Consider the following 15,039-nt stretch of genomic DNA (forward strand, 5'->3'; position numbering starts at 1 on the left):
CCCGACCCTCCCCCTCCAGGGGAGGGTGAAGCAGAGCCTCACTTCACCAGCGCGCAGCCGCCGTCGGCGAGCGGCCGGAACGCTTCGGCGGCCGGGATGGTGGCGAGGACCTTGTGGTAGTCCCACGGGCCCTTGCTCTCCTCGGGCTTCTTCACCTCGACCAGCATCAGGTCGTGGATCTTGCGGCCGTCGGCCCGGATCGAGCCCTTGCCGAACAGCTTGTCGTCGGTCGGCGTCGCCTTCATCTGGGCGACCACCTTGGCGCCGTCGCCGTCGCTGCCGAGCGCGTGCACGGCCTTGAGATAGTGCATCACGGCCGAGTAGACGCCGGCCTGCACCATGGTCGGATAGTTGCCCTTGTTGGCGGCCGAGAACTCCTTGGCGAAGGCGCGGTTGGCGTCGCTCGTGTCCCAGTACCAGGCCTCGGTGAAGGTCAGCCCCTGCGCGGTCTTCAGGCCGAGCGCGTGCACGTCGGTGATGAAGACCAGCAGGCCGGCGAGCTTCTGGCCGCCCTGGACGATGCCGAACTCGGACGCCTGCTTGATCGAGTTGATGGTGTCGGCGCCGGCATTGGCGAGCCCGATCACCTGCGCCTTGGACGCCTGCGCCTGCAGCAGGAACGACGAGAAGTCCTGCGCCGGGAACGGATGCCGCACCTTGCCCAGGACCTTGCCGCCCATCTGCTCGACCACGGCGGCGGTGTCGCGCTCCAGCGCATGGCCGAAGGCATAGTCCGCCGTGAGGAAGTACCAGTTCTTGCCACCCTGCTTGACCAGCGCGGCGCCGGTGCCGTGCGCCAGCGCCCAGGTGTCGTAGGTCCAGTGCACCAGGTTGGGCGAGCAGGCCGAGCCGGTGAGGTCGGAGGCGCCGGCACCGGAGTTGAGGAAGACCTTGTTCTTCTCGCGGGTGATCTGGTTGACGGCGAGCGCCACCGACGAGGTCGGCGTGTCGACGATCACGTCGACCTGCTCGACGTCGTACCAGCGCCGCGCCACGCCGGCGCCGATATCGGCCTTGTTCTGGTGGTCGCCGAAAATCACCTCGATCTTCTCGAAGCACTTTTGCGCCTTGCAGAAGTCCTCCACGGCCTTCTTGGCGGCGAACACCGAGCCCTGGCCGGAGAGATCCGCATAGGTGCCGGACTGGTCGTTCAAGACGCCGATCTTGATGACGCCGTCGGTGTACTGGGCGCTGGCCGGCGCGCTGGCGCCGACCGCGAGGGCGGCGGCGGCGATCCCGCCGAGCAACATGGTCCTGGTGGTCATCTGCTTCCTCCGGATTGTTCTGACGGATTGGTTCGTCTTGGCTCGTTCGCGTCGTGTCCCGGGCGCCGATCGTGATCAGACGCCCAGATAGGTCTTCAGCTTGTCGCGGCTCTGCTCCAGCGCCGCATTGGGGATCATGTCGATCACCTGCCCGTGCTCGACGACATAGTGGCGGTCCGCGACCGTGGCGGCGAAATGGAAGTTCTGCTCCACCAGCAGGATGGTGAAGCCGGTCTCGCGCAGCATCCGGATGGTCGCGCCGATCTGCTGGACGATCACGGGCGCGAGCCCCTCGGTCGGCTCGTCGAGCAGCAGCAGGTCGGCGCCGGTGCGCAGGATGCGGGCGATCGCCAGCATCTGCTGCTCGCCGCCGGAGAGTTTTGTTCCCTGGCTTGCCGAGCGTTCGCGGAGATTGGGAAAGAGCCGGTAGATCGCCTCGACGTCCAGACCGCCGGCTTTCACCCGCGGCGGCAGCAGCAGGTTCTCCTTCACCGACAGGCTGGCGAAGATGCCGCGCTCCTCCGGGCAGATGGCGATGCCGGCCTTGGCGATGGCGTTGGACTTGAGATGGATCAGCTCGCGCCCGTCGTAGCGCACCGAGCCGGAGCGCTTGGGCAGCATGCCCATCACGGCCCGCATGGTCGTGGTCTTGCCGGCGCCGTTGCGGCCCAGCAGCGTCACCACCTCGCCGCGCGCCACCTCGAAGCTCATGCCGTGCAGGATGTGGCTCTCGCCGTACCAGCCCTGGAGGTCGCGGACCTGGAGCAGCGCCTCAGCCATGCCCGGTCCCCATATAGGCCTCGACCACTGCGGGATCCTTGGACACCTCGGCGTAGCTGCCCTCCGCCAGGATCTCGCCGCGGGCCAGCACGGTGATGCGGTCGGAGAGGTCGGCGACGACCGAGAGATTGTGCTCGACCATCAGCACGGTGCGGTCCTTGGCGACGCGCTGGATCAGGTCGGAGATGCGCTTGATGTCCTCGCGGCCCATGCCGGCCATCGGCTCGTCGAGCAGCAGCATCTCGGGATCGAGCGCCAGGGTGGTCGCGATCTCCAGCGCCCGCTTGCGCCCATAGGGGAGCTCGACGGCCGGCAGCTTCGCGTAGGACTGCACGCCGACCTGCTCGAGAAGATCCATGGCGCGGTCGTCCAGCACCTCGACCGACCGCTCCGGCTTCCAGAAGTGATAGGCCGTGCCGAGCGTGCGCTGCAGCGCCACCCGGACGTTCTCCAGCACGCTCAGATGCGGGAACACGGCCGAGATCTGGAACGAGCGCACCAGCCCCATGCGGGCGATCTCGTGCGGCCTGGACGCGGTGATGTCGCGGCCGTTGTACAGAATGCGGCCGGTGGTCGGCTGCAGGAATTTGGTGATCAGGTTGAAGCAGGTCGTCTTGCCGGCCCCGTTGGGTCCGATCAGGGCGTGGATGGTGCCGCGGCGGACCTTCAGCCGGACATTGTTGACCGCGCGGAAGCCTTTGAATTCCTTCGTCAACCCGTCCGTCTCGATGACGTTCTCGGAGGTCATGCAGGGGCGCCCGCTCCTGATCGTGGCAGCGCGGACGGAAGACGGACCGGCACGCCGCCGGTGACCGTCGGAGTCAAGAACCCGGTGCCGCGCGAAAAAACCGCGCGGACGGGACGCAATTCGAGTGCTCGGCGAAACGCCACGCCGTGTCTCCTCCCGGACGATGGGGCGGTCCGTTTCGGCCACCCTCGTATTCTTTGAAAACGACGACATGCGTGGTCGTCGGCGACGACCACATGCTCGTCGGGCGATGCCGGCGGGCGTCGAAAAATCGCGCCACAGCCTTGCATCGCGGCGGCAGTCTAGCAGAGGTCGACGCCTTGGCGAGGCGTATTTTGGTCGTATGGACAACGGCCGGGACGCCGTTCGGCGGGACTTTCCGCCGCACCCCGGACGGCCTCGCCGGGCGCCGGATCGGCCTCCGGGGCTTGCATCCGGGAGCCGGCTCGGGACAGATGGCGGATCGTCCGCCGGCACCCCCGCCCCGCCCGCCGCCGGCGCCATTCCGCCCGACGCGATCCTTGCGCGAGGCTGCGACGCGGACGCTCTGCTATGGGCCGAAAGCCCGAGGAAGGATCATGACCAAAACCCTCTCTGTCTGCGTCGTCGGCGGCACCGGAGCCGAAGGAAGCGGCCTCGCGATGCGCTGGGCCCGTGCGGGCCACCGCGTCACCATCGGGTCGCGCGACCCGGCCAAGGCCGAGGCGGCCGCGGCCGAGCTCAACCAGAAGCTCGGCAAGCCGCTGATCTGCGGCGCCGCGTCGAGCGACGCCGTGACGGGCGCCGACGTCGTCGTGCTGACCGTGCCCTATGCGGCGCAGATGCCGACCGCCGAGGGTCTCAAGGACGTGCTCGACGGCAAGATCCTGATCGACGTGACGGTGCCGCTGGTGCCGCCGAAGGTGTCGCGCGTGCAGCTCCCGCCGACCGACTCCTGCGTCGTCGCGCTGCAGGCCGCCCTCGGCGAGGGCGTCAAGGTCGTCTCGGCGTTCCAGAACGTCTCGGCCCACAAGCTGAAGGACCCGGACAAGGTCATCGACTGCGACGTGCTGGTGGCGGGCGACGACAAGGAGGCCCGCGCCGTGGCGATCCGGCTCGCCGGCGACGCCGGCCTGCGCGGCATCGACGCCGGCCCGCTGGCCAACTCGGTGGTCGCCGAGGCGCTGACCTCGGTGCTGATCTTCATCAACCGCACCTACAAGATCCCCGACGCCGGCATCCGCATCACCGGCCTCGGCGAGACGCCGGCGGCGTAAACGGACGCCTCTGCCGCAGGATCGCCGGCACGCCCGGCGATCCCGCGCAACTCTCTCCGGACGTCCTACGGACAGGTGACCCGCATCTTGTTGGCGAAGGTCTGTCCGTAGGTGTCGGAGGGATCGAGCGGCTTGGCGTCGAGCTGGCTGAGCCGGAGCTGTTCCGCCGCGGTCGGCTCGTGCGGAAGCTCGAGCGCGAGCCGGCAGGCGGGCGGCGCGCCGACCAGCGTGACCGGCGTCCCCTTGGCGAAGGCGAAGTCGACGAAGATCGACGGATCGTAGATGTCGATCGCCATCGCCCTGGCCGCCACGGGCGTCTTCAGCGGCAAGGTGAAGTGCAGCGTCAGGCTCGGATCCTTGTACTCCAGCCAGTAGTCGACCGGCGGCGCGAACGGCGCCGTCTTGCCGTCCGCCTTGGCGTAGGTGAAGAAGTCGTACTCCATCAGCGACGTCATGTTGGTCTCGGCGAGCCCGCTCAGCTCCTGGCGGGTGTAGGCGCCTTTCCGGGCGTGCCGGATGCCCTGAAGCGCGTAGGCCGAGAACATGTCGTCGAACGTCCAGGCGTGGCGGACGCCGGTCATCCGCCCGTCGGCGGCGTAGAGAAGCTCACTGTGGAACGTCACCCAGACGTGCGGATGCGCCCTGGCCGCGTTCACGGACTGCAAGAGGACGAGCAGACCCGCACCCGCAACCGCCGCGATCCGTCCCGCGATCCGTCTCATGCCGTGCGCTCCGATGACACGGCGGAGCATTGTTGAAGGAGTGCGGCGGCACCGCGGCAGTGACGACGGCGTCGTCGGCGCCCGTTGAGCCGATCCGGCCCTGTATGCTAATGTCATACGCATGTCGGAGAGCAACACAACCACGGTCCTGAGCGTCCGCGTGAGCCGCGAGGAGCGTGCCCTCCTCGAAGCAGCGGCCGAGCAGTCGCGCACGAGCCTGAGCGAGTTCATGCGGCGATCGTCGCTCGACGCCGCCGAAGCGGAGGTTTTGGGCCGCAGCGTCGTGACGATCCCGGCAAAGGACTGGGAGGCGTTCGAGCGCTGGGTGCGCAGTCCGGCCGAGCCGAACCCGGCCTTGGAGACCTTGGCGAGGCTGACGCCGACCTGGGAGAGGTGACGGTGTCGGCCGCGACGGCCCCTCGCCCTCTCGCGGAAGCCGACGATCGCGCGGGGTTCGATTGCGGGCGCGAGTCACTGAACATCTGGTTTCGCCGGCACGCCTGGGCGAACCACCTCAGCGGGGCATCGCGCGTCAACGTCATCGCCGACCCGACGACGGGACGCATCATCGGCTACGTGACGCTGAGCGCGTGCCAGATCGAGCGCGCCTTCCTGCCGAAAGCGCAGCAGCGCAATCAGCCCGATCCTGTTCCGGTCACGCTGCTCGGGCAGCTCGCCGTGGACAAGGCCTTTCAGGGCCGCAAGCACGCGGCATCGCTGCTCCAGTTCGCGTTGAAAACTGCGCTGCGCGCCTCCGAGATCGTCGGCAGCGTCGGCGTGATCGCGCACCCGCTCGACGACACGGTCCGCGGATTTTACGCGAGCTGGGGGTTTCGGGATCTGGCCTTCGATCCCCGCGGCGCCATGATGATCCGCACCTCGGAGCTGCAGAGGCTGTTCGGGACCGACGTGACCGGCGCCCCTTCGCGTTCGCCACGTCCCGACGAGACGTAGGTCTCCACGCCCACCGTTTCGATCCGTCCCGCGATCCGTCTCATGCCCTGCGCTCCGATGACACGACGGAGCATTGTTGAAGGAGTGCGGCGGCACCGCGGCAGCCCGCAGCGCCGCAACCATTTCGCTGCCGTCCCGACCGCACCCACTGCGGACGCCGACCGCGTTTGAAGACATCCGAGGGGGAACGACAGCAGCTCTGAATCGAATGTCCGGAGAGCTTCACAAGCTCTCACGTGATCGCATCGAGGCCTTTGGCCTTGACGATCGACAGAAGCTTGAGGGACGGCCCGCTAGGTCGCTTTTCGCCGCGCTCCCATTCGCTCACCAGCTTCGGCTTGACGTTCAGATAGTGGGCGAAGACGCCCTGGCTGACACCGGCGCGCTTTCGAATCGCGACGATCTCCGCGGCGCTCAGCGGCTCGACCGCCGTGAGGCACGATGCGTCGAACTCGCGCATGGTCGCCTGGTCGACGAGCCCGTCCGATGCAGGCCCGCGGCAGTCTCGTGGATGGCAGCCGATAGAGGGCTGCGAGGCTTACCGGTCGTGGTCTCGGCTTTGATGGGCACCGGGCAACTCCTTCAACTCCTCCTCCCTCAGTGCCGTCGCGAGCTGGTCGTCCGTGTTGCCCAGGACCAGCTTGGCAAGCTTCTTGAGGTCGGCGAGCTCCTTGTCGTCTATGTTGTCGCGTTCGCTCTTGGCGAAGCCGTACAGGAACACGCTCCGCTGTCCCGATCGAAACGCGATGACGGTCCTGTACCCGCCGGAGCGGCCTCGACCTGCGCGTGCGACGCGCTGCTTGATGTCGCCACCGCCGAGGTCGGCGTCCACCGAGCCGCACTCGGCCCGAAAGACAGCCTCGCGAAGGCAATCGTCGGCCAACCGTTCCCTCCGGGCGAATCTCGCGAAGACCTTCGTGACGAAAACTCGCTCTTGCTCCGCGCCGACCGCATACCATGCCCCTAGGGGGCATAGTTCAACCGCCACGACCACCGTCTCCGATCGGCCTCCTCACAGCGCCTTGAGATACCGGATCGGCCGTCCCGGGGCGATCGCCTGGGCGGCGGCGACGATGGCGTTGGCGTCGATGCCGTAGTGGCGGTAGAGGTCGGCGAGCGCGCCGGTCTGGCCGAAATGCTCGACGCCGAGCGGCCGGGTGCGATGGCCCGCGACGGCGCCGAGCCAGGCGAGCGTCGCCGGGTGACCGTCCAGCACCGTGACGATGCCGCAGTGGGGCGGCAGTTCCGCCATCAGCCGCTCGATATGCGAACGAGCGTGGGCGAGGCCGCGCTCGCGGGCACGGCTCGCCGCCGTCCAGCCGGCGTTGAGCCGGTCGGCCGAGGTGACGGCCAGCAGGCCGACGTCGCGGCGGTCCTCGGCCATCAGGCCGACGGCCTGGATCGCCTCCGGCGCGATGGCGCCCGTGTAGGCGACCACCACCTGGCAGTTCGGCCCCGGCTTCCGCATCCAGTAGGCGCCGTCGATGATGCCCTGGCGGAGCGCGTCGGTCATCGGCCGCTGCGGCTGCTCCACCGGCCGGGTGGAGAGGCGCAGATAGACCGAGCCGCCCGTCTCGTCGCGCAGCCAAGTGCGCTCGGACGCCTCGCCCTCGCCATTGCGCTGCACGTAGTCGAACGCGAAGGCGAGGATCACGGCGAGCTCGTCGACGAAGCTCGGCTCGAAGGCGGCGAGCCCGTCCTGCGCCATGCCGATCAGCGGCGTGCCGATCGACTGGTGGGCCCCGCCTTCCGGCGCCAGCGTGATTCCGGACGGCGTGCCGGCCAGGATGAAGCGGGCGTCCTGGTAGCAGGCGTAGTTCAGCGCATCGAGGCCGCGGCAGATGAACGGATCGTAGAGCGTGCCGATCGGGAACAGCCGCTCGCCGTTGAGCGAATGCGACAGGCCGAGCGCCGACAGGAGGATGAACAGGTTCATCTCGGCGATGCCGAGCTCGATGTGCTGGCCCTTCGGCGAGAACTCCCAGGTCAGCGTCGAGGGGATGCGCTCGCTCTTGAAGGTGTCGACCATGACCTCGCGGGCGAAGAGACCGCGGCGGTTCACCCAGGCGCCCAGGTTGGTCGACATGGTCACGTCCGGCGACGTGGTGACGACGCGATCGGCGAAAGCGGACTTGTCCTTGCCGATCTCGTTGAGGAGCACGCCGAACCCCTGCTGGGTCGACATGGTCGGCGCGATCTCGACCTTCAGCGCGGCCGGCACCTCGACATGCGCGGCCGAGAGCCGGCGCGGCCCGCCTTTCGCGAACGGCACCTCGTCGAGGAATCCCTGCAGCGCTTCGGCCGGGAGATCGAGACCTTCGAAGCGGTCCCATTCGTGGCCGGGCCGAATCCGCATCGCCGTGCGGAAAATCTCCATCTGGGCCTTGGTCATCAGGCCGGCGTGGTTGTCCTTGTGGCCGGCGAGCGGCAGGCCGTGCCCCTTGACCGTGTAGGCGATGAAGCAGGTCGGCCGGTCGTGGTCGACCTTGCCGAAGGCCTCCAGCAGCGTCGGCAGGTCGTGCCCCGCCAAGTTGGTCATCAGCCGGCCGAGGTCGTCGTCGGACAACGAGTCCAGCATGGCGCTCAGCGGCCCCTGGTCGCCGAGGTCGTCGGTGAGCCGCCGCCGCCACGCGGCGCCGCCCTGGAACGTCAGGGCCGAGTAGAGCTGGTTCGGGCAGGTGTCGATCCAGGCCCGCAGCCTGTCGCCGCCCGGCTGCGCGAAGGCGTTCTCGAGCAGCACGCCGTATTTGAGGATGACCACGTCCCAGCCGAAGGCGCGAAAGAGCTTCTCGTAGCGCTCCCACAGCCCCTCGCGAACGACGGCGTCGAGGCTCTGGCGGTTGTAGTCGATGATCCACCAGCAGTTCCGCAGGCCCTGCTTCCACCCCTCCAGCAGCGACTCGAAGATGTTGCCCTCGTCCATCTCGGCGTCGCCGACCAGCGCGATCATGCGGCCGGGCGGGCGGTCGGCGGCGAAGCCGTGGCCGTGCACGTAGTCCTGGACCAGCGAGGCGAACAGCGTCTGCGCCACGCCGAGCCCGACCGAGCCGGTGGAAAAGTCGACCTCGTCGGAATCCTTGGTACGCGACGGATAGCTCTGCGCGCCCTTGTAGCCGCGGAAGTTCGCCAGCTTCTCCCGCGTCTGGCGGCCCAGCAGATACTGGATGGCGTGGAAGATCGGGCTCGCATGCGGCTTGACGGCGACCCGGTCCTGCGGCCGCAGGACGCTGAAATAAAGGGCCGTCATGATGGTCGACAGCGAGGCCGACGAGGCCTGGTGGCCGCCGACCTTCAGCCCGTCGACATTGTCGCGACCGTGGTTCGCCTCGTGGATCATCCACGCGGCGAGCCACAAGACCTTGCGCTCGAGCGCGGAGAGAACGTCCGGGTCGTGAGTCATCGCCAAATCCATCCGGGACACGGTCCGGCCGGCAGCCGGCGCGGCGCACCGCACGCCAGGATAGAGCGCGGTCCGCTCGGGCTCAAAGCACAATCCCGCATGCCGGCCGCCCCGAGCCCCGGCTGGGCTTCGCCCTCGGCGACGTCACCCGCGCGCGGGAAAGCCGTAGAGCCGCGCCGGATTGTCGACCAGGATCCTCTGCCGGTCCGCCGGAGCCTCGATCCACTCCGGGATCAGGTCGACCAGGTCGCCGTCGTTCGGCATGCCGCGGCCATCCATGTTGAGATGCGGCCAGTCGCTCCCCCACACCAGCCGCTCCGGCGCGTGCGCGACCAGGGCGCGGGCGATCGGGGTGACGGCCGCATAGGGGAAGTCCCCCGGAACGCAACGCATCGGTCCGGACAGCTTGATCCACACCCGCCCGGTGTCGAGCAGCCGCTTGAGCGTCCGCATCGCCGGCTGGTCGGGCCCGCGTTCCGCTTTCACGCTGGCGAAGTGGTCGAGCACGATGGTGTTGGGCAGCGCCAGCAGGCGATCGGCGAAGTCGTCGATGTCGGCGCCGTGCGGGTAGAACTGGACGTGCCAGCCGTGGGCGGCGACGCGGGCCGCGACCGGCTCCGAGATGGTCGGCAGCACGCCGCCGCGCGAGCCGCTCATGAAGCGCACCCCGCGCACGCCGAGCGTATTCAGCCGGTCGATCTCGGCGTCGTCGATGTCCTCGGGCACCAGGGCGACGCCGCGATAGCGGTCCGGATAGCGTTCCAGCACGTCGGCGAGCAGGCGCGTGTTTCGGCCGTAGCCGCCGGGGCTGACCAGCACGGCGGCGGACAGGCCGAGCGTCGCCATCAGCGCGATGTGGGTCTCGGGAAGTGCGTCGGCCGACACGTAGTAGCTGGTCGGGTCGAACGCATAGCGGTCCGACGGGCCGATGAGGTGGATGTGGGTGTCGACGCTGCCCGGCGGACAGGCGAAGCGCGGCGTTTTCGGGTTCGGATCGGGCGGCTGGGTGAACACGGGCATGGCGCGGCCGCGAAGCTCCTCGGCTCAATCGATGGTGATGTTGGAGGCTTTGGCGAGATCGCGCCATTGCACGACCTCGCGGGTGATGCGGGCGGCGAAGTCCTGCGGCGTGCTGCCGACCGGCTCGATGCCGTCGCGGGCGAGCCGGCCGGCGAGCGCCTCCGACCGCACCGCGGCGATGCTGGCCTTCGCAACGGCGTCGACGATCTCGGCGGGCGTGCCTGCCGGCGCCATCAGGCCGATCCACAGCACGCCCTCGTAGCCGGGGAAGCCGAGCTCAGCGATGGTCGGCAGGTCCGGCATCAGCGGCGAGCGGCGGGCGCTGGCGAAGGCGAGCGCCTTCAGGCTGCCGCCGGCGATGTGGGCGTTGCTGGTCGCGTAGGTGTCGAGCTTGAGCTGGACGACGCCGGCGACGAGGTCGGTGAGCGCCGGCGCCGCGCCGCGATACGGCACGTGCAGGACCTGGGCGCCGGCCCGGCGCAGCAGCAGCTCCATGGTGAGGTGCGGCAGCGTCCCGTTGCCCGCCGACGAGTAGCTCAGCTTGCCGGGATTCTTGGCCGCGTAGGCGACGAAGCCGGCGAAATCCCCGAACGGCGCGGCCGGATGGGCGACCAGAAGTTCCGGCACCTCGGCGATCACCGACACGGGGATGACGTCGCGCTCCCAGTCGTAGGGGAGCTGCCGGGGCTTGAGAGCGGCGTTGATGGTGTGGTTCGGCGTCGCGATCAGCAGCGTGTGGCCGTCGGGCGCCGATTTCGCCACCGCGTCGGTGGCCAGGATGCCGCCCGCCGCCGCCTTGTTCTCGATCACGAAGGACCAGCCGCGCTCCTCGGTGATGCGCTGCGTGACCAGCCGGGTGACGATGTCGACGGCGCCGCCGGCCGAGAACGGCACGATCACCCGAATGGGCTTGCTCGGATACTCGGCGCGGACCGGGCCGGGCCAGACTACGAGAGCGCCGAGCAGCGCCATGACGAGGCCGGCGGCAGATGCGGTGGGACGAAACGGACGGACCATGGTCTCGACCTCTCGAGTGGACGAGTCGGGTGTCGCTGTGTCGTGGACGATGCCGCAGGCACAAGCGCCATGCCGGCACGGGAGGGAAGGTCTAGCCGGAGAAGGCTATAGCATCGCGGCGGTCGAGACAAACCGGCGCGGGTTTCACCGCCCGCTCCTGCTCTCAGGCCCCCTGCTCGCGGGCCGCCATGATGGCGAAGAACAGGTAGGCGACGATCATCAGCGCCAGGCCGACCACGACGATCCAGTGGACGCCGTAGATCAGCGGAAAGAAGATCTGCACGACGATCATGGTGACCGAGCCGGTCAGCCACACCACGGCGCCCCACGGCGCGGCGAGCCACAGGCCGACGGCGGCGACCAGGTCGATGACGGCGAAGAACACGGTCGCGGTCTGCCAGGGCAGCGACTGGGCGTCGAACACCTCGTTCGGCCCGGCCCCGATGCCGCACACGGCGGCCCAGTGATAGAGGCCCTTGAGCATGGCGACGCCGGCGGCGACCCGCAGGAACACCACGAGATACCAGGCCCAGCCCTCGCGATCGGGCCGATAGTCCTCGGCCTGCACAGGGTCGAGCTGCTCGATCGGGCCGGCGCCGGAGGAGTTGCTCACCGTCCACACCTCCGGCCCGCTCGCCGCTCGGCGCGGTGCAGCCTGTCGGCCCTCGCAGGCGAAAAGAGTGTCAAGAACATGGAACACCGGTGCGGAACGCGCTAGAACGCGACAAAACAATTACGGAGAACAGCCATGGCCATCAAGTACGGCCGCCCGATCGAGTCGAAGGTCCGGGTGGTCCCGGCCGAGCCGGCGGCCTCCTCCCGGCAGGATTGTCTCGATCTCGTTCAACGGCCGCGCCGCAACCGCCGCACCGACTGGGCGCGCCGCATGGTGCGCGAGAACGTGCTGACCGCCAACGACCTGATCTGGCCGCTGTTCCTGGTCGACGGCGACAACATCCGCACGCCGGTGCCGTCGATGCCGGGCGTCGACCGCATCTCGCTCGACCACGCGGTGCGCGAGGCCGAGCGCGCCGCCAAGCTCGACATCCCGTGCCTCGCCCTGTTTCCCTACACGGATCCGAAGCTGCGCGACGAGAACGGCACCGAGGCGCTCAATCCCGACAATCTGGTCTGCCGCACCGTGCGGGCGATCAAGAAGGAGGTGCCGGACATCGGCATCCTCTGCGACGTCGCCCTCGATCCCTACACCAGCCACGGCCACGACGGCCTGCTCGCCGACGGCCAGATCCTCAACGACGAGACCGTCGACGTGCTGATCCGGCAAAGCATCCTGCAGGCCGAGGCCGGCTGCGACATCGTCGCCCCCTCCGACATGATGGACGGCCGCATCGGCGCGATCCGCCAGGCACTCGACGACGAGGGCCGCATCGACGTCCAGATCATGGCCTACGCGGCCAAGTACGCGTCGGTGTTCTACGGCCCGTTCCGCGATGCGGTCGGCTCGTCGACGACCCTGACGGGCGACAAGCGTACTTATCAGATGGACTACTGTAATACGAACGAGGCGCTGCGCGAGGTCGAGCTGGATCTCGAAGAAGGCGCCGACATGGTCATGGTGAAGCCTGGGCTACCCTATTTGGATATAGTCCATCGCATCAAGGAAACCTTCGCGCACCCGACGTTCGTCTACCAAGTGTCGGGAGAATATGCGATGATCATGGCGGCCGCCGGCAACGGCTGGCTCGACGGCGACAAGGCCATGATCGAAAGCCTGATGGCTTTCAAGCGGGCGGGGGCAGACGGCATCCTCACTTATTTCGCGCCGCGCGTCGCGGAAAAGCTGAAGCAAGGCCGTCTGTTGTGAGTGCCTGCTGATGTAAGGGATCCGGCGCCCTCCCGGGCGCCAGCGCCGCCGGCGGGTAACGACCCGACGGTACGACCCGATGCCGTGATCCACGGCACGCGGTCGTGCCGGGACGCATGCCGAGGGGGACGCGATGCCGAACCGGAGTGTGCCGAGCCAGAGCCAGAGCAGGCCGCACCGTCATGCCGCTCAGCAACGATCGAGCCGTGGCTCGCGTGTCCTGATCACGACGCTGGCCTGCGGGGTGGGCTGCCTCGCGGCCTGGGTGCTCGCCGCCAACACGGTGCTGAAGGATCCGTCCGCGCCCCGCCGCGATGTCGCCGCCGCCCTGCTGGCCGCCCGCGACGGCGCGCCGCCGACCCTCTCCATCCTCAAGATCGCCTCGTCCACCCCGAGCCCCGACCTTCCGCCGCCCGCCGCCGCGGAGCCCGCTGCGCCGGTGGCACCGATCGCGATCGCCGAGGCGCCGGCCGCGGAGCCGCCGGCCCTGGCGGCCGATCCGGAGCCGACCCTGGTGCTGGCGTCCGCCGGACCGTCCGACGTCACCGGCACGCTCTCGGCCGCGCCGCTGCCAGCCGGGATGCCGGACGGGGTCGAGGATCCGGCCGATGCGCCGCTCGCCGAGCTGGTGCCGCTGCCGCGCAAGCGTCCGCTCGTCGCCCTGGTCCCGCTGCCGCGGCCACGCCCGGAGGTCGAGGCCGTCGCCTCGGCGGCGCCCGCGACGACGATCCCGGACTGGCAGATCGAGCGCAACCAGCCGCAGTGAACGCAGCCGTGACGGCCGCGTCGTCCGCCGTCCCTACTCGATCGCCTTGACGGTCTCGATCTTGACCGGGTCGTAGCCGTGCTCGGCGAAGGCGCGGACGATCTCCTGGGCATGGCCGCGGTCGCGCGCCTCCACCGTGACGTCGACCTTGGCGCCCTTGGCCGGCACGTCGAGGAAGAGCCGGTGGTGGTCGACCTCCAGAATGTTGGCGCCGTGCTCGCCCAGGAGCGTCGCGATGGCACCGAGCACGCCGGGCCGGTCCGGGATGGTGAGGCGGATCGAGACGATGCGCGACTCGCGCTCGAGCTCGCGCACCATGATCGAGGCGAGAATGCGCGGATCGATGTTGCCGCCGCACAGGACGAGGCCGACCCGCTTGCCGCGGAACCGCGCCGGCTCCGCCAGCATGGCGGCGAGGCCCGCCGCGCCCGCGCCTTCGGCCATGGTCTTCTGCAGCGTGACATAGGCGTTGACGGCCTGCTCGAGCTGCGTCTCGTCGACCAGCACGATGTCGGAGACGAGCGCCTGGATGATGGGCCGGGTCAGCACGCCGACATTCTTCACGGCGATGCCCTCGGCCAGCGTCGGTCCGCCGACCGCCCGCGTCTCGCCCCGCACCGCATTGCGCATCGCCGGATAGAGCGCCGCCTCGACTCCCAATATCTCGATGGCGGGCCGGACGCCGCGGGCCGCGACCGCGTTGCCGGCGATCAGGCCGCCGCCGCCGATCGGGATCACCAGCATGTCGAGATCCGGCACCTCGGCCAGCATCTCCAGCGCGATGGTGCCCTGCCCGGCGACGATGTTCGGGTCGTCGTAAGGGTGCACCAGGGTCAGCCCCTTCTCGGCCACGATGGCCTCGACGCGGCGCTGCGATTCGGCCAGCGTCTCGCCGTCGAGCACCACGGTGGCGCCGAACGCCTTGGTCGAGGCGACCTTCACGAAGGGCGTGGTCTCCGGCATCACGATGGTGGCCGGCACGCCGAGCCGCTGAGCGTGATAGGCGACCGCCTGGGCGTGGTTGCCGGCCGACATGGCGATGACGCCGCGCCGGCGCTCCTCGTCGCCGAGGCGGGCGAGCTTCACATAGGCGCCGCGGTCCTTGAACGAGTTGGTGACCTGCAGGTTCTCGTACTTCACGAAGACCTCGGCCCCGGTCAGCGCCGACAGGCGCGGCGCCGGCAGCATCGGGGTGGCGAGCACCTGGCCCTTGAGGAGCCGCTGGGCGGCCTCGATGTCGGCGAGCGAAATCGTCACGACCGCACCTCCGGAACACGCGATGCCTG

Annotated in this window: 15 protein-coding genes and 1 pseudogene; 5 read left to right on the forward strand and 11 right to left on the reverse strand. The window is 69.2% G+C overall.

What is annotated here, in order from left to right; all coding sequences use genetic code 11:
• Positions 1-38: 38 nt before the first annotated feature.
• The 3 genes from CH341_RS10070 to CH341_RS10080 all read right to left on the reverse strand — a co-directional run bounded on the left by CH341_RS10070 (position 39) and on the right by CH341_RS10080 (position 2,793).
• Positions 39-1,265 carry an ABC transporter substrate-binding protein gene (locus CH341_RS10070; protein ID WP_111418905.1) on the reverse strand — a complete coding sequence of 409 codons (1,227 nt, stop codon included), beginning with the start codon at positions 1,263-1,265 and terminating at the stop codon, positions 39-41.
• Positions 1,266-1,340: 75 nt separating this feature from the next.
• Positions 1,341-2,045: an ABC transporter ATP-binding protein gene (locus CH341_RS10075; protein WP_111418906.1), complete on the reverse strand. Its 705-nt coding sequence runs from the start codon at positions 2,043-2,045 to the stop codon at positions 1,341-1,343.
• Positions 2,038-2,793, reverse strand: a complete 756-nt coding sequence (locus CH341_RS10080) for an ABC transporter ATP-binding protein (protein WP_111418907.1) — start codon at positions 2,791-2,793, stop codon at positions 2,038-2,040. The genes CH341_RS10075 and CH341_RS10080 overlap by 8 nt, the downstream gene beginning before the upstream one ends.
• Positions 2,794-3,371: 578 nt before the next feature.
• On the opposite strand from CH341_RS10080, the gene npdG reads away from it, so the two are divergent.
• Positions 3,372-4,049, forward strand: a complete 678-nt coding sequence (gene npdG, locus CH341_RS10085) for an NADPH-dependent F420 reductase (RefSeq protein ID WP_210208242.1) — start codon at positions 3,372-3,374, stop codon at positions 4,047-4,049.
• Between the two features lie 65 nt (positions 4,050-4,114).
• Here npdG and CH341_RS10090 read toward each other — a convergent pair whose 3' ends face one another.
• Positions 4,115-4,771, reverse strand: coding sequence for a DUF1007 family protein (locus CH341_RS10090; protein WP_111418908.1), 657 nt, complete (start codon positions 4,769-4,771; stop codon positions 4,115-4,117).
• A 121-nt stretch (positions 4,772-4,892) separates the two neighbouring features.
• Between CH341_RS10090 and CH341_RS10095 the strand changes: the two genes are divergently transcribed.
• Positions 4,893-5,168: a type II toxin-antitoxin system TacA family antitoxin gene (locus CH341_RS10095; protein ID WP_111418909.1), complete on the forward strand. Its 276-nt coding sequence runs from the start codon at positions 4,893-4,895 to the stop codon at positions 5,166-5,168.
• Positions 5,169-5,170: 2 nt separating this feature from the next.
• A complete protein-coding gene (locus CH341_RS10100; protein WP_111418930.1) occupies positions 5,171-5,725 on the forward strand; it encodes a GNAT family N-acetyltransferase in 555 nt (184 codons plus the stop codon).
• A gap of 232 nt (positions 5,726-5,957) precedes the next feature.
• Here CH341_RS10100 and CH341_RS10105 read toward each other — a convergent pair.
• The 6 genes and pseudogenes from CH341_RS10105 to CH341_RS10130 all read right to left on the reverse strand — a co-directional run bounded on the left by CH341_RS10105 (position 5,958) and on the right by CH341_RS10130 (position 11,775).
• Positions 5,958-6,289, reverse strand: a pseudogene (locus CH341_RS10105) (helix-turn-helix domain-containing protein).
• Entirely contained in the window at positions 6,264-6,713 is a 450-nt protein-coding gene (locus tag CH341_RS10110; protein WP_111418931.1) for a type II toxin-antitoxin system RelE/ParE family toxin, read from the reverse strand. Before CH341_RS10110 ends, CH341_RS10105 begins: the two are co-directional and overlap by 26 nt.
• 24 nt (positions 6,714-6,737) lie before the next feature.
• Positions 6,738-9,125 carry a transketolase gene (locus tag CH341_RS10115; RefSeq protein ID WP_111418911.1) on the reverse strand — a complete coding sequence of 796 codons (2,388 nt, stop codon included), beginning with the start codon at positions 9,123-9,125 and terminating at the stop codon, positions 6,738-6,740.
• A 144-nt stretch (positions 9,126-9,269) separates the two neighbouring features.
• Positions 9,270-10,145 carry an amidohydrolase family protein gene (locus CH341_RS10120; RefSeq protein WP_111418912.1) on the reverse strand — a complete coding sequence of 292 codons (876 nt, stop codon included), beginning with the start codon at positions 10,143-10,145 and terminating at the stop codon, positions 9,270-9,272.
• A gap of 24 nt (positions 10,146-10,169) precedes the next feature.
• The gene (locus tag CH341_RS10125; RefSeq protein WP_111418913.1) at positions 10,170-11,162 is read right to left on the reverse strand and encodes a tripartite tricarboxylate transporter substrate binding protein; all 993 of its coding nucleotides are present in this window, start codon (positions 11,160-11,162) and stop codon (positions 10,170-10,172) included.
• Positions 11,163-11,325: 163 nt separating this feature from the next.
• Positions 11,326-11,775: a DUF6163 family protein gene (locus CH341_RS10130; protein WP_111418932.1), complete on the reverse strand. Its 450-nt coding sequence runs from the start codon at positions 11,773-11,775 to the stop codon at positions 11,326-11,328.
• 135 nt (positions 11,776-11,910) lie between these two features.
• Here CH341_RS10130 and hemB point away from each other — a divergent pair, with 135 nt between their 5' ends.
• Positions 11,911-12,987, forward strand: a complete 1,077-nt coding sequence (gene hemB / locus CH341_RS10135) for a porphobilinogen synthase (RefSeq protein WP_111418914.1) — start codon at positions 11,911-11,913, stop codon at positions 12,985-12,987.
• A gap of 133 nt (positions 12,988-13,120) precedes the next feature.
• Positions 13,121-13,753: a hypothetical protein gene (locus tag CH341_RS10140; RefSeq protein ID WP_146604429.1), complete on the forward strand. Its 633-nt coding sequence runs from the start codon at positions 13,121-13,123 to the stop codon at positions 13,751-13,753.
• A gap of 33 nt (positions 13,754-13,786) precedes the next feature.
• On the opposite strand, the gene CH341_RS10145 is transcribed toward CH341_RS10140, so the two are convergent.
• Positions 13,787-15,010, reverse strand: a complete 1,224-nt coding sequence (locus tag CH341_RS10145; protein WP_111418916.1) for a threonine ammonia-lyase — start codon at positions 15,008-15,010, stop codon at positions 13,787-13,789.
• Positions 15,011-15,039: the final 29 nt, after the last annotated feature.

Origin of the sequence: Rhodoplanes roseus, from assembly GCF_003258865.1 — a bacterium.
Taxonomy (GTDB): Bacteria; Pseudomonadota; Alphaproteobacteria; order Rhizobiales; family Xanthobacteraceae; genus Rhodoplanes; species Rhodoplanes roseus.